Below are 12,025 nucleotides of genomic sequence, written 5' to 3'. Positions count from 1 at the left end.
GAGGCCCTAGGCTCGACGCATGGCCAGCCCACAGCAGCACGACCTGCCGTCGCCTGTGACCACCGCCGGGCGTGACGGCCTCGACGCACTCCTCGCGGACCCCGCGCGGGCCGTGATCGCGCTCGACTTCGACGGCACGCTCGCGCCGATCGTGCCCGACCCCGAACAGGCCCGCGCCCACCCGGACGCGGTCCGCGCACTCGCCGCACTGGCCCCGCGCGTCGCCTCCGTCGCCGTGATCACCGGCCGCCCCGCGGACGTCGCCGTCCGCCACGGCGGCTTCGCGGGCGTCCCCGGCCTCGAACACCTCGTGGTCCTCGGCCACTACGGCGCCGAGCGCTGGGACGCCGTCACCGGCGCGGTCCACGCCCCGCCCCCGCACCCCGGCGTCGCGGCCGTCCGCGCCGAGCTGCCCGGCGTCATGGAGGCGCTGAAGCCGGTGGGTGCGTCGAGCGGCGCCTGGGTGGAGGAGAAGGGCCGCGCCGTCGCCGTCCACACGCGGCGCGCGTCCGACCCGCAGGCGGCGTTCGAGGCGCTGCGCGCCCCTCTCACGGACCTCGCGGCCCGGCACGGCCTGATCGTCGAACCGGGCCGGTTCGTCCTGGAGTTGCGCCCGCCCGGCATGGACAAGGGCGCGGCACTGACGGCGTACGTACGCGAGGCGGGCGCGGGCTCCGTTCTCTACGCGGGCGACGACCTGGGCGACCTGCCGGCGTACGCCGCCGTCGACAAGCTCCGCTCGGACGGGGTACCGGGCCTGCTGGTGTGCAGCGGCAGCGCGGAGGTCACGGAACTGGCGGACCGGTCGGACGTGGTGGTCGACGGCCCCGAGGGAGTGGTGGGGCTGCTGTCGAGCCTGGCCCACGCGATGAGTTCCCGACCCTAGGGCGTGTCCGGCGGATCATGGCCGGGGTCGCGACTCCCCCAGCTACCGCTGGGAGGTGCCCCCATGCGCACGGCACCCCGCCGCGTTGCCGAAACGTTCGGACAGCTCCGCTGTCAGGACGCTCCGGCGCCTTGCGATGCACCGCACCGGACGCCGCGACCTGTCCGACCCTGATCCGCCGGACACGCCCTAGTCCCGCAGCGCGTTCAGCTGGTCGAGGAACCACTGCGCGGGTGGCAGTGCCGTCGCCGCGGCGGCGAGCCGCTTCGTGTGCTCGGCGCGCTCCCCGGCCCCCATGACAAGGGCCGCGTGCAGGGCGTCCGCGGTCGCCGACACGTCGTACGGGTTCACCACGAGCGCGTCGTCGCCCAGCTCCTCGTACGCCCCCGCCTCCCGCGACAGGACCAGCGCGCAGCCCTCGTCGGAGACGACCGGGACCTCCTTGGCGACCAGGTTCATACCGTCCCTGATCGGATTGACCAGGGCGACGTCGGCGAGCCGGTACGCGGCCAGGGAGCGGGCGAAGTCGTCCTTCACATGGAGGACGACCGGGGTCCAAGTGGCCGTACCGAAACGAGAGTTGATCTCCTCGGCGACCCGGGAGACCTCCGCCGTGTAGTCCCGGTACACCGCCAGGTCCTGGCGTGAGGGGTACGCGAAGGCGACGTGCACCACCCGCTCGTGCCACTCGGGCCGCGTCTCCAGGAGCAGCTCGTACGCGCGCAGGCCGCGCACGATGTTCTTCGACAGCTCCGTGCGGTCCACGCGGACGATCACCTTGCGGTCCGGGCCGCCGATCTGCTCCCGCAGCGCGGTCAGCCGCTCCTCGACGTCGGGGCGCCGCGACCGCTCCCGCAGGAACTCCGCGTCCGCGCCGAGCCCGTGCACCCCGATCGCGGTTCCGGCGGTGCCGCCCACGAGGGCCTCGCAGCACGCGGTGAACGTGTCGGCCCAGCGCCGCGTCAGGAAGCCGAGCCGGTCCGCGCCCAGCATGCCGCGCAGCAGCTGCCCCGCGATGTCGTCCGGCAGCATCCGGAAGTAGTCGACGGGCGCCCACGGGGTGTGCGAGAAGTGCCCGATGCGCAGGTCGACGCGCAGCCCCCGCAGCATTCCCGGCACGAGCGCCAGGTGGTAGTCCTGCACGACAACCGCGGCGCCCGGCGCGGCCTCCGCCGCGAGCGCCTCGGCGAACGCCCGGTTGTACGCCTCGTAGGACGCCCATCGCGCCCGGAACTCCGGCCCGAACACGGGCTCGAGGGGGGTCTGGTACAGCATGTGGTGGACGAACCACAGGACCGAGTTCGCGATGCCGTTGTACGCGTCGGCGTACACGTCCGGGTCGATGTCGAGCATCCGCACACCGGGCTCGCCGACGCCCCGCCGCACCGCCTCGCGGTCCCCGTCGCCGAGGGCCGCGCAGACCCACACCGCGCTCGCGCCGTCCGGGTCCTGCCCGATCGCGGAGAGCCCGGAGACGAGCCCGCCCCCGCCGCGCCGCGCGTCGAGCGTCCCGTCGGCCCCGAGCTCGTACGAGACCGGACCGCGGTTGGACGCGACGAGGATCTGTGCACCCTGCGTGGAAGCCATACGGGCAAAAGTAGCCCGGGCCGCAAAAGCTCAAACGTAGGCGGACCAGGGCGCGCCGACCGCGAACGGACCCGTCCGCGCCGACCGCGCCAGGACCCGGCCCCGCCGACGCGTCCCGGCTCAGCCGCGCCGGCTGCGTGCCGCCGCCATCGCGAGGGCGCCGAGCCCGCACAGGGCGGCGGCGAAGCCCCCGTACAGGAGGGTGTGCGAGTCGTCGCGGGTCTCGCGCGCGGCCGGGCGGGCGGGTGAGCTGATGGTGGTGACCGGCGCGGGCGTGGCCGCGGAGGCGGGGGCCGCGGCGCCGAGCATCGTCAGGGCGGTGGCCGCGGCGACGAGCGCCCCGGCGGTACGGGTCGCCGAGGCGCGCGGCCGTCGGTCACCGGGGACATGTCTGACCCGCGCAAGCCGCATAAGCTGCGTAATCCGCATAAGCGGTGTAAGCCGTACAAGCCGAATAAGGCACATAAGGGCAATGTAGGCAAAGCGCACGATCGCCCACGGCTACGCCACGCGGCGCTCCGCGTACTCGGCTATCTCCGTCATCGGCGGACGCTCCTCGGTGTCCACGTCGTGCGTACGCGGCTCGAAGCCCTGCTCACCGCGCTCGAACTGGGTGAGCACGGGACGGACGAGATGGCCGCGCGCGAGCCGCAGCTGCGCGGTGCGGTAGATCGCCGCGGCCATCCGGCCGAGCGCCTGCCCGTCCTGGTGGCGGTGCTTGCGCACCCCGACGTCGACCTGCGCGAGCGCGTCAAGGCCGACCGTGTGCAGCGCGTCGACGAGGAGCCCCAGCTCCACGCCGTAGCCGACCGGGAACGGCAGCCGTTCGAGCAGCGACCTGCGGGCCGCGTACTCGCCGCCGAGCGGCTGCACGAACCCCGCGAGGAGCGGCCAGTGCAGATTGAGGAGCGGGCGCGCGACCAGCTCCGTGACCCGGCCGCCCTGGCCGGCGGCGGTCCCGAGCGGACGGTCGTACATCGCCTTCACGAAGTCCACGCCGGGATCCGTGAGCAGCGGGCCCACGATCCCCGACACGAAGTCCGCGCAGAACTCCTTCAGGTCCGCGTCGACGAAGCACACGATGTCGCCGCCGGTGACGAGGAGCGAGCGCCACAGCACCTCGCCCTTGCCGGGCACGGCCGGGATCCTCGGCAGGATCGCGTCCCGGTGCACGACCCGCGCCCCGGCGGCCCGCGCGACCTCGGCGGTGCGGTCCGTGGAACCCGAGTCGATCACCACGAGCTCGTCGACCAGCGGGACCCGCTCCGTCATCAGGGCGCGGCGGATCTCGGCGACGATCTCACCGACCGTCTCCTCCTCGTCGAGGGCGGGCAGCACGACGCTCACCGTGGCGCCCGAGGCGCGCTTGGCGGCGACCAGTTCGGGGAGCGGGCGGTCCTCGACCGACCAGGAACGCCTGCTCAGCCAGCGCTCTACTTCTTCCAGCACGGCGCGCGGCTCCTTACTGTCGGCTCTGCCGGATCACCGACTGTGATCCATCTCGCGGTTCGGACGACTATCTCAAGGGTCCGGGCCTTCGGTTACAGTCTTGAACAACGCCGGTGACCATCGCATGTCGGGGTCGCCGCCACGCTCGGGTGACCGGGTGTCAGCACAACAATCGAATAGCGCTCATCCAGAGGGACAGAGGGATACGGCCCGTTGAAGTCCCGGCAACCCTCCCGCCGACCTTGTCGAGGTCCAGGTGGGGAAGGTGCCAATTCCGTCTCGTGGCGAGATGCGCCGCGAGGAAGATGAGGAGAAAGGGCCTCGCCACCATGGCTGCGCAGACTGTCGCCACCACCACTTCCGCAGACGTCGTCGATCTCGGTCCCGCCCAGGCGCTTTCCTGCCGCGAATGCGGAACGACGTTCCCGCTCGGGCCGATCTTCGCCTGTGCCGAGTGTTTCGGACCGCTCGAAGTCGCCTACGACCTGCCGACCGGCGACCCCGAGTCCCTGCGCAAGCAGATCGAGGCCGGGCCCGCCAACATCTGGCGCTACGCCCCCCTCCTGCCGGTCCCGGCCGACGTCGCCGAGAAGCCGAACCTGAACCCCGGCTGGACCAAGCTCGTCAAGGCCGACAACCTCGCCCGTGAACTCGGCGTCGAGCAGGGCAAGTTGTTCGTCAAGGACGACTCCGGCAACCCCACGCACTCCTTCAAGGACCGCGTCGTCGCCCAGGCCATCGAGGCCGCCCGCGCCTTCGGGTTCACCACCCTGTCCTGCTCCTCCACCGGCAACCTCGCCGGCGCCGTCGGCGCCGCCGCGGCCCGTGCCGGCTTCCGCTCCTGCGTGTTCATCCCGCACGACCTGGAGCAGGGCAAGGTCGTCATGGCCGGCGTCTACGGCGGTGACCTCGTCGCCATCGAGGGCAACTACGACGACGTGAACCGCTTCTGCTCCGAGCTCATCGGCGACCCGCTCGGCGAGGGCTGGGGCTTCGTCAACGTCAACCTGCGCCCGTACTACGGCGAGGGCTCCAAGACGCTGGCGTACGAGATCTGCGAGCAGCTCGGCTGGCGGCTCCCCGACCAGCTGGTCATCCCGATCGCGTCCGGCTCGCAGTTCACGAAGATCGACAAGGGCCTCCAGGAGCTGATCAAGCTCGGCCTCGTCGAGGACAAGCCGTACAAGCTCTTCGGTGCCCAGGCCGAGGGCTGCTCCCCGGTCTCCGTCGCGTACAAGGGCGGCCACGACGTCGTCCGGCCGCAGAAGCCGAACACGATCGCGAAGTCCCTCGCCATCGGTAACCCGGCCGACGGCCCGTACGTCCTCGACATCGCCCGCCGCACCGGCGGCGCCGTGGAGGACGTGAACGACGAGCAGGTCGTCGACGCGATCAAGCTGCTCGCGCAGACGGAGGGCATCTTCGCGGAGACGGCGGGCGGGGTGACGCTCGGAGTGACGAAGAAGCTGATCGAGGCCGGCCTCATCGACCCGACCCTCACCACGGTCGTGCTCAACACCGGTGACGGCCTGAAGACCCTCGACGCGGTCGCGGAGAGCTCTCAGGCGACGGCCACGATTCGGCCGAGCCTGGACGCGTTCCGCGACGCGGGCCTCGCCCACTGAACTCCCACCCGCACGGAAAGGCTGCACACCCCATGAGCGTCAACGTCCGCATCCCCACCATCCTGCGCACCTACACCGGCGGTCAGGCCGAGGTCGCCGCCGAGGGGGCGACCCTCTCCGAGGTCATCGCCGACCTGGAGAAGAACCACACGGGCATCGCCGCCCGCGTCCTGGACGACCAGGGCAAGCTGCGCCGCTTCGTGAACGTGTACGTCAACGACGACGACGTCCGCTTCGAGCAGGGCCTGCAGACCCCGACGCCGGCCGGCGCGGGCGTCTCGATCATCCCCGCCGTCGCCGGCGGCTGAGCACCCCCACCGAGCATTAACGGAATTGCCCCCTCCGCGACAGAAGCGGAGGGGGCAATTCTGCATGGTTGAGCGCGGTAGAGTTGGGAAGCACGCTTCGCGCTTGTGCCGAGCGCATATATGAAGTCGGCCGACGCCCGACAAGAAGCAGCCAAACTGCCCCGCCCTTATTGGGTGTTCGTGGCATTTGTCGGGCCCGAGTTGCCCCGGAATCCCGTAAATCCGCCGCTTATTACCGCTCTGCCGGGCCCAGAATTCTCGCCCGATTGCCCTGTTGCAGAGGGCAGTTGGGCAAGTACATTCAGCCGCGGTCGACGCGTTCCGGCGCACACCCCCAACCCTTTGGGGCGTGAGGTCTGACCCGGGACCGCGAAGTGCGGTCTCGCGCAAGGGCCAGTAATAGGGGAGTTAGGCATGGCTCAGGGCACCGTCAAGTGGTTCAACGCGGAGAAGGGGTACGGCTTCATCGCGGTCGACGGTGGTGCGGATGTTTTCGTCCACTACAGCGCCATCCAGATGGACGGCTACCGCACCCTTGAAGAGGGTCAGCGAGTCGAATTCGAGATCTCGCAGGGCCAGAAGGGTCCGCAGGCGGACATGGTCAAGCTCGCCGTCTGATCTCGGCGCGATCGGCCACCGACGCACTCACGCCGAGAGGCCCGCACCCCACCATGGGTGCGGGCCTCTCGTGCGTCCGCGCGCGCCCCGCGCGCGCCCCCGCGGGGACCGCGCGTCTGCCGGAGGCGCTTGCACTCTCCTAGGTCGAGTGCTAATCATTGGCGTTAGCACTCTGAAGGTGAGAGTGACAGAACTTGGATCGGGTCGGTGAGGCTCGCAGGCCGGGTGGGGCAAGGAACCACACGGAATGCAGGCCGTCCGTCGCGGGCACCAGCACGGTCCGTTTGCGTTTCCACCCCTGTCCGGGAGGACCACTTCACATGGCCAAGATCATCGCGTTCGACGAGGAGGCACGGCGCGGCCTCGAGCGCGGCATGAACCAGCTCGCCGACGCCGTCAAGGTGACCCTGGGCCCCAAGGGTCGCAACGTCGTCCTCGAGAAGAAGTGGGGTGCCCCCACGATCACCAACGATGGTGTGTCCATCGCCAAGGAGATCGAGCTCGAGGACCCGTACGAGAAGATCGGCGCCGAGCTGGTCAAGGAGGTCGCGAAGAAGACGGACGACGTCGCCGGTGACGGCACGACGACCGCGACCGTCCTGGCCCAGGCCCTGGTGCGCGAGGGTCTGCGCAACGTGGCCGCCGGTGCCAACCCGATGGCCCTCAAGCGTGGCATCGAGCGGGCCGTCGAGGCCGTCTCCGCCGCGCTCCTTGAGCAGGCCAAGGATGTCGAGACCAAGGAGCAGATCGCTTCCACGGCCTCCATCTCCGCCGCCGACACCCAGATCGGCGAGCTCATCGCCGAGGCCATGGACAAGGTCGGCAAGGAAGGCGTCATCACCGTCGAGGAGTCCCAGACCTTCGGTCTGGAGCTTGAGCTCACCGAGGGTATGCGCTTCGACAAGGGCTACATCTCGGCGTACTTCGCCACCGACATGGAGCGCATGGAGTCGTCGCTCGACGACCCGTACATCCTGATCGTCAACTCGAAGATCGGCAACGTGAAGGACCTCCTTCCGCTGCTCGAGAAGGTCATGCAGTCCGGCAAGCCGCTGCTGATCATCGCCGAGGACGTCGAGGGCGAGGCCCTGTCGACCCTGGTCGTCAACAAGATCCGTGGCACCTTCAAGTCCGTCGCCGTCAAGGCCCCGGGCTTCGGTGACCGCCGCAAGGCCATGCTCGGCGACATCGCCATCCTCACCGGTGGCACCGTCATCTCCGAGGAGGTCGGCCTCAAGCTGGAGAACGCCGGTCTCGACCTGCTCGGCCGCGCCCGCAAGGTCGTCATCACCAAGGACGAGACGACCATCGTCGACGGCGCCGGTGACAGCGACCAGGTTCAGGGCCGCGTCAACCAGATCCGTGCCGAGATCGAGAACAGCGACTCGGACTACGACCGCGAGAAGCTCCAGGAGCGCCTCGCCAAGCTCGCCGGCGGCGTCGCCGTCATCAAGGCGGGCGCGGCCACCGAGGTCGAGCTCAAGGAGCGCAAGCACCGCATCGAGGACGCCGTCCGCAACGCGAAGGCGGCCGTCGAAGAGGGCATCGTCGCCGGTGGTGGCGTGGCCCTGCTGCAGGCCTCCGCGGTCTTCGAGAAGCTCGAGCTCGACGGTGACGAGGCGACCGGCGCCAACGCCGTGAAGCTCGCGCTCGAGGCCCCGCTCAAGCAGATCGCCGTCAACGGTGGTCTCGAGGGTGGCGTCGTCGTGGAGAAGGTCCGCAACCTTCCCATCGGTCACGGCCTGAACGCCGCGACCGGCGAGTACGTCGACATGATCGCCGAGGGCATCCTCGACCCGGCCAAGGTGACGCGCTCCGCGCTGCAGAACGCGGCGTCCATCGCCGCGCTCTTCCTCACCACCGAGGCCGTCATCGCCGACAAGCCGGAGAAGTCGGCTGCGCCGGCCGGTGGCGGTATGCCGGGCGGTGACATGGACTTCTGAGCCGGCTTTTTTGGCTCAGGGTTCTGTAGTCGTGCCGCAGGCGGCACTCCCTTCGGGGGGTGCCGCCTGCGGGCGTTTTCGGGTACGGGGCAGTGGGGGGTTGTTCGCGCCCACGCGGCGGAGCCGCAGAATGTCACAGTCCCGCGCCCCTTAAGGGGCGCTGCTTACGGAGCGCCACCTTTACGGAGCGCCGCCTTACGGGGTGCTTGTTTCGTCGTAGCTTTGCCAGGCTTCCCTGCCTGCCCTTTTCGCGCTCTGGGCTGCCGCCTGGGCCTGGTGGAGGGTGCGGGACGCGAGTTCGGTCGGGTGTACGTCCCAGCTGCCTGTCCAGGTGCGGCCCGCGCGTGCCAGTTCGTAGACCAGAAGGCCCGCGCCGGCCGCGGAGACGAGCATGCCCAGGCCGGTCAGGGCGGCACCGGTGGCCAGACGCCGCTGGTTCGGATGGAACTCCGTCCAGGAAATCTTCGAGAAGGTGCTTTCAGCCATAAATCCAGCATGGGTCAGGCCCCTGGCCGCCGCACGTCGGTAAGTCAGCAGGCGCCGTCGTCGACGGTGAAGTCCACGGAGTCGTAGCCCATGGCCTTCGCCTTCTTCATGGCGGAGACGTGCAGGCAGAGCGCGGTGCCGGTGCCGCGCGCGGAGACCGTGTAGGAGGCCTCCTCCAGTCCGCCGCTCCAGAGATCCGATTCCGCGGGCTTCGACGCGAGGACGACCTTCACGGCGTCCTCGGGGCCGTGGCCGTGCTCGTTGATCTTCTGCTTCAGTACGTCCCCGTAGAGGCCGCTGTCGCCGCCGGGGCCGAGTGCCTTCTCCGCCGACAGCTCGGCGGTCGCACCCGACACGGCCTTGCGCAGGTCGCCCCCGTCCCACCCGCCCTTGAAGAGGTCCGGGTGGTAGAGGAAGAACATGCCCGCCGCGGCGAACAGAAGCGAGCCGATGATCAGGGCCATGCCGATGGGATTGGCGGCGTTGTAGACGTACCGGTTGGTGCCCCATTTGCTCCGGACAAAGACACGGTCATCGCTCATGCGCCCATTCTTCAGGGGGATCGCAGTTAGGTAGATCCCATCTACGTAGATTGCATCTACCTAAATCCAGCCCCGGATCGTTGAGATGAGCGTGGGGGGGGTGACCTCGGGCCCCATGGGTCGTTGCGCTCGGCATGTGGATGAACGCGAAGACAGGCAGGGTCGTGCGGCGGGTGGTTGTCACCGTGGCCGGTGCGGCGGGTGTGGTGGGGATCGGCGCGGGAGTCGCGAGTGCCGCGGAGCCGGATCCCGTGCCGCCGGTGGATCAGAGCGTGGTGATGCCGAACGGGCAGCCGCCCGGGGCCGGGTTCGTCGCGCAGGACTGGTACCTGCCCGGCGTCTACACCTTCGGCAACCACGAGCCGCTCGGCGACGGGCAGTAGGGACGAGCGAACGACGAAGGGGCGGCCCCGTGAGAAGGGGGCCGCCCCTTCGCCGTTCGCCGATGTCAGATCTTCGGCGCGGCTTGGAGTGCGGCGCGGAGGTGGCCGTTGCTGGTTTTGAGCAGGTGGGCCGCCGTGGGGCCGTCGACCTCGCCGAGGATCACGAGGATGGCGTTCTTCACCTCGCCGTCGGTCGCGGCGAGCGCGGCCTCGATGGCGGCGTCGTCCGCGCCCGTGGCCAGGGCGACGATGCGGCGGGAGCGGGCGCGCAGCTTCTCGTTCGAGGCGCGTACGTCCACCATCAGGTTCCCGTAGGTCTTGCCGAGCCTGATCATGGTGATCGTCGACAGCATGTTGAGGACGAGCTTCTGGGCCGTGCCCGCCTTCAACCGGGTGGAGCCGGTGAGGAGTTCGGGGCCCGTGACGATCTCGATTCCGTGGTCGGCGGCCGCGGCGAGCGCGCTGTCCGCGTTGCAGGACAGGCCGATCGTGAGAGCGCCCCGGGTGCGCGCGTGCTCGACCGCGCCGATCGCGTACGGGGTGCGGCCCGAGGCCGAGACGCCGACCACGACGTCGTCCGCCGTGAGCCCCAGCGCGTCCAGGTCGTCGGCCGCGAGTTCCTTGGAGTCCTCGGCGCCCTCGACCGCCGTGACCATGGCGGTCGGGCCGCCCGCGATCAGGCCCACGACCTCGCTCGGGTCGGTGTTGAAGGTGGGCGGGCACTCGGACGCGTCCAGGACACCGAGGCGGCCGGCGGTGCCCGCGCCCGCGTAGACGAGGCGCCCGCCGGCGCCCATGCGGGCGGCGATGCCGTCGATCGCGGCGGCGATCTGGGGCAGTTGCGCGGCCACGGCCGTGGGGACGGCGGTGTCCTCGCCGTTCATGATCCTTGCGATCTCCAGGGTGGAGAGCTGGTCGATCTCGGAAAGTTCCGGGCGGAACGCCTCCGTCGTGAGCGTCTCCAACTGGGTGCGGAGGTCGGTGTGGCGGGTCATGAGGGGGTGCCTCTCTTGTGTGCGGGGTGCGGGTGCGGGTTTTTGGGTGCGGGTTCGTGGGGGCTGGTCGCGCAGTTCCCCGCGCCCCTAGAAGGCTTGCGACTTCGCCGCGCCTTCATCGGGGAAATGCTGCGCGGAGCGCACGCATTTCAGGGGCGCGGGGAACTGCGCGACCAGCCCCCACCGGAGCCGCAGAACCCGGCGATCACGACCTGCCACCCCGCGGAGCGGCCTTGTGGCGGTGGGCCAGGGCCTCGTACGAAGCCGAGAGCGCCGGCGCCGCCGTCTCGTAGGTGCGTTGCGCGACGCCCACGAACAGGCAGTCCACGACGAGGAGCTGGCTCGTGCGGGAGGACATCGCGGCCGGGCGCAGCTCGCTCTCGCGGGCGATGGAGGTGGTGAGTACGTGGTCGGCGTACTGCGAGACCGGGCCGTCGGGCCGGCCGGTGATCGCGATCGTGGTCGCGCCGTGCTCGAAGGCGACGCGCAGCGGCTCGATGACGTCGCCGGTGGCGCCGGAGTGCGTGATGGAGACGGCCACGTCGCCCGAGCGCAGGGTCACGGCGTTGGTGATCGCCAGGTGCGGGTCGGAGTGCGCGTGGGCGACGTGCCCGATGCGCAGCAGTTTCTGCGCGAGGTCCTGGGCGACGAGGCCCGAGGCGCCGACGCCGTACACGTCGACACGGCGGGCGACCGCCAGCGCGTTGACGGCGGCGCCGAGCTGCACGGTGTCGAGTCCGGCCGCGGTGTCGGCCAGGGTCTGCTGCTCGTCGTAGGCGAGCTTGGCGACGACGTCGGCGATGGGGTCGTCGACCGCGATGTCGGCGGTCACGGCGGGGGCGCGGCCCGACTGCTGCTGGGCGGCGAGCCCGGCGAGGGCGAGGCGCAGGTCCCGGTATCCGGGGTAGCCGAGGAGGCGGGCGGTGCGGACGACCGTCGCCTCGCTGGTGCCGGTGAGCTCGGCCAGGCCGGTGACCGTGAGGGCGGCGCAGCCGGCCGGGTCCCCGGCGACGGCCTCGGCGACGCGCTGCATGGAGCGGGTCATCGAGGGTGCGAGGGTGCGCACCTTGGCCGCGAGGGCGGCCGGGGCGGGCGGAGCCTCGCCCGCGAAAATTTCCTTCACATTGCTGGTCACATTTGAAAGATATTTTCAGGGGGGTGAGACGTCAAGGGTCGTATCGCAGTGCTGCAGAGCAGGCGGCC

General features: G+C 70.5%; 13 protein-coding genes and 1 riboswitch. Of the genes, 6 read left to right on the top strand and 7 right to left on the bottom strand.

Features of this window, described 5'->3' with window-relative positions; all coding sequences use genetic code 11:
• The first annotated feature begins 19 nt into the window (after positions 1 to 19).
• A complete protein-coding gene (gene otsB / locus EOT10_RS25900) occupies positions 20 to 886 on the top strand; it encodes a trehalose-phosphatase (RefSeq protein WP_127830732.1) in 867 nt (288 codons plus the stop codon).
• A 189-nt stretch (positions 887 to 1,075) separates the two neighbouring features.
• Here the strand turns inward: otsB and EOT10_RS25895 are convergent, their stop codons facing one another.
• From EOT10_RS25895 to EOT10_RS25885, 3 genes are all read right to left on the bottom strand, one after another.
• Positions 1,076 to 2,473 (bottom strand): alpha,alpha-trehalose-phosphate synthase (UDP-forming), encoded by a 1,398-nt coding sequence (locus EOT10_RS25895; RefSeq protein ID WP_127830731.1) that lies wholly within the window; start codon positions 2,471 to 2,473, stop codon positions 1,076 to 1,078.
• Positions 2,474 to 2,593: 120 nt separating this feature from the next.
• Positions 2,594 to 2,884, bottom strand: coding sequence for a hypothetical protein (locus EOT10_RS25890; protein WP_127830730.1), 291 nt, complete (start codon positions 2,882 to 2,884; stop codon positions 2,594 to 2,596).
• A gap of 90 nt (positions 2,885 to 2,974) precedes the next feature.
• Positions 2,975 to 3,922 carry a glucosyl-3-phosphoglycerate synthase gene (locus EOT10_RS25885; RefSeq protein ID WP_127830729.1) on the bottom strand — a complete coding sequence of 316 codons (948 nt, stop codon included), beginning with the start codon at positions 3,920 to 3,922 and terminating at the stop codon, positions 2,975 to 2,977.
• A 180-nt stretch (positions 3,923 to 4,102) separates the two neighbouring features.
• Positions 4,103 to 4,234: riboswitch (SAM riboswitch) on the top strand.
• A gap of 17 nt (positions 4,235 to 4,251) precedes the next feature.
• Here EOT10_RS25885 and thrC point away from each other — a divergent pair.
• The 4 genes from thrC to groL all read left to right on the top strand — a co-directional run bounded on the left by thrC (position 4,252) and on the right by groL (position 8,416).
• The gene (thrC, locus tag EOT10_RS25880) at positions 4,252 to 5,547 is read left to right on the top strand and encodes a threonine synthase (RefSeq protein WP_223281193.1); all 1,296 of its coding nucleotides are present in this window, start codon (positions 4,252 to 4,254) and stop codon (positions 5,545 to 5,547) included.
• Positions 5,548 to 5,579: 32 nt separating this feature from the next.
• Entirely contained in the window at positions 5,580 to 5,855 is a 276-nt protein-coding gene (locus EOT10_RS25875; RefSeq protein ID WP_127830727.1) for a MoaD/ThiS family protein, read from the top strand.
• A 414-nt stretch (positions 5,856 to 6,269) separates the two neighbouring features.
• On the top strand, positions 6,270 to 6,473 hold the full coding sequence (locus EOT10_RS25870; RefSeq protein ID WP_005315736.1) for a cold-shock protein: 204 nt from the start codon (positions 6,270 to 6,272) through the stop codon (positions 6,471 to 6,473).
• A 320-nt stretch (positions 6,474 to 6,793) separates the two neighbouring features.
• Positions 6,794 to 8,416, top strand: coding sequence for a chaperonin GroEL (gene groL, locus EOT10_RS25865; RefSeq protein ID WP_127830726.1), 1,623 nt, complete (start codon positions 6,794 to 6,796; stop codon positions 8,414 to 8,416).
• 195 nt (positions 8,417 to 8,611) lie between these two features.
• Here groL and EOT10_RS25860 read toward each other — a convergent pair whose 3' ends face one another.
• Together EOT10_RS25860 and EOT10_RS25855 are read right to left on the bottom strand one after the other, a co-directional pair.
• A complete protein-coding gene (locus tag EOT10_RS25860; RefSeq protein WP_127830725.1) occupies positions 8,612 to 8,902 on the bottom strand; it encodes a hypothetical protein in 291 nt (96 codons plus the stop codon).
• Positions 8,903 to 8,946: 44 nt separating this feature from the next.
• Positions 8,947 to 9,444: a hypothetical protein gene (locus EOT10_RS25855; RefSeq protein WP_127830724.1), complete on the bottom strand. Its 498-nt coding sequence runs from the start codon at positions 9,442 to 9,444 to the stop codon at positions 8,947 to 8,949.
• A 140-nt stretch (positions 9,445 to 9,584) separates the two neighbouring features.
• Here EOT10_RS25855 and EOT10_RS25850 point away from each other — a divergent pair, with 140 nt between their 5' ends.
• Complete coding sequence (locus EOT10_RS25850) at positions 9,585 to 9,827, top strand: hypothetical protein (RefSeq protein WP_127830723.1); 243 nt, start codon at positions 9,585 to 9,587, stop codon at positions 9,825 to 9,827.
• 65 nt (positions 9,828 to 9,892) lie between these two features.
• Here EOT10_RS25850 and murQ read toward each other — a convergent pair whose 3' ends face one another.
• Positions 9,893 to 10,822: an N-acetylmuramic acid 6-phosphate etherase gene (gene murQ / locus EOT10_RS25845; protein WP_127830722.1), complete on the bottom strand. Its 930-nt coding sequence runs from the start codon at positions 10,820 to 10,822 to the stop codon at positions 9,893 to 9,895.
• A gap of 205 nt (positions 10,823 to 11,027) precedes the next feature.
• Entirely contained in the window at positions 11,028 to 11,957 is a 930-nt protein-coding gene (locus tag EOT10_RS25840) for a MurR/RpiR family transcriptional regulator (RefSeq protein WP_127830721.1), read from the bottom strand.
• Between the last annotated feature and the right edge of the window lie 68 nt (positions 11,958 to 12,025).

Origin of the sequence: Streptomyces antnestii, assembly GCF_004005495.1 — a bacterium.
Lineage (GTDB): Bacteria > Actinomycetota > Actinomycetes > Streptomycetales > Streptomycetaceae > Streptomyces > Streptomyces antnestii.
Note: the sequence above shows the minus strand (reverse complement) of the source record. Positions and strands in the feature narration are given on the sequence as shown.

Bases quoted from the DNA above. Each gene is read 5' to 3' on its own strand.
- otsB (WP_127830732.1), top strand. From the start codon at position 20: ATGGCCAGCCCACAGCAGCACGACCTGCCGTCGCCTGTGACCACCGCC.
- groL (WP_127830726.1), top strand. From the start codon at position 6,794: ATGGCCAAGATCATCGCGTTCGACGAGGAGGCACGGCGCGGCCTCGAG.
- EOT10_RS25895 (WP_127830731.1), bottom strand. From the start codon at position 2,473: ATGGCTTCCACGCAGGGTGCACAGATCCTCGTCGCGTCCAACCGCGGT.
- EOT10_RS25890 (WP_127830730.1), bottom strand. From the start codon at position 2,884: ATGCGGCTTGCGCGGGTCAGACATGTCCCCGGTGACCGACGGCCGCGC.
- EOT10_RS25855 (WP_127830724.1), bottom strand. From the start codon at position 9,444: ATGAGCGATGACCGTGTCTTTGTCCGGAGCAAATGGGGCACCAACCGG.
- thrC (WP_223281193.1), top strand. From the start codon at position 4,252: ATGGCTGCGCAGACTGTCGCCACCACCACTTCCGCAGACGTCGTCGAT.
- EOT10_RS25875 (WP_127830727.1), top strand. From the start codon at position 5,580: ATGAGCGTCAACGTCCGCATCCCCACCATCCTGCGCACCTACACCGGC.
- EOT10_RS25860 (WP_127830725.1), bottom strand. From the start codon at position 8,902: ATGGCTGAAAGCACCTTCTCGAAGATTTCCTGGACGGAGTTCCATCCG.
- murQ (WP_127830722.1), bottom strand. From the start codon at position 10,822: ATGACCCGCCACACCGACCTCCGCACCCAGTTGGAGACGCTCACGACG.
- EOT10_RS25870 (WP_005315736.1), top strand. From the start codon at position 6,270: ATGGCTCAGGGCACCGTCAAGTGGTTCAACGCGGAGAAGGGGTACGGC.
- EOT10_RS25850 (WP_127830723.1), top strand. From the start codon at position 9,585: ATGAACGCGAAGACAGGCAGGGTCGTGCGGCGGGTGGTTGTCACCGTG.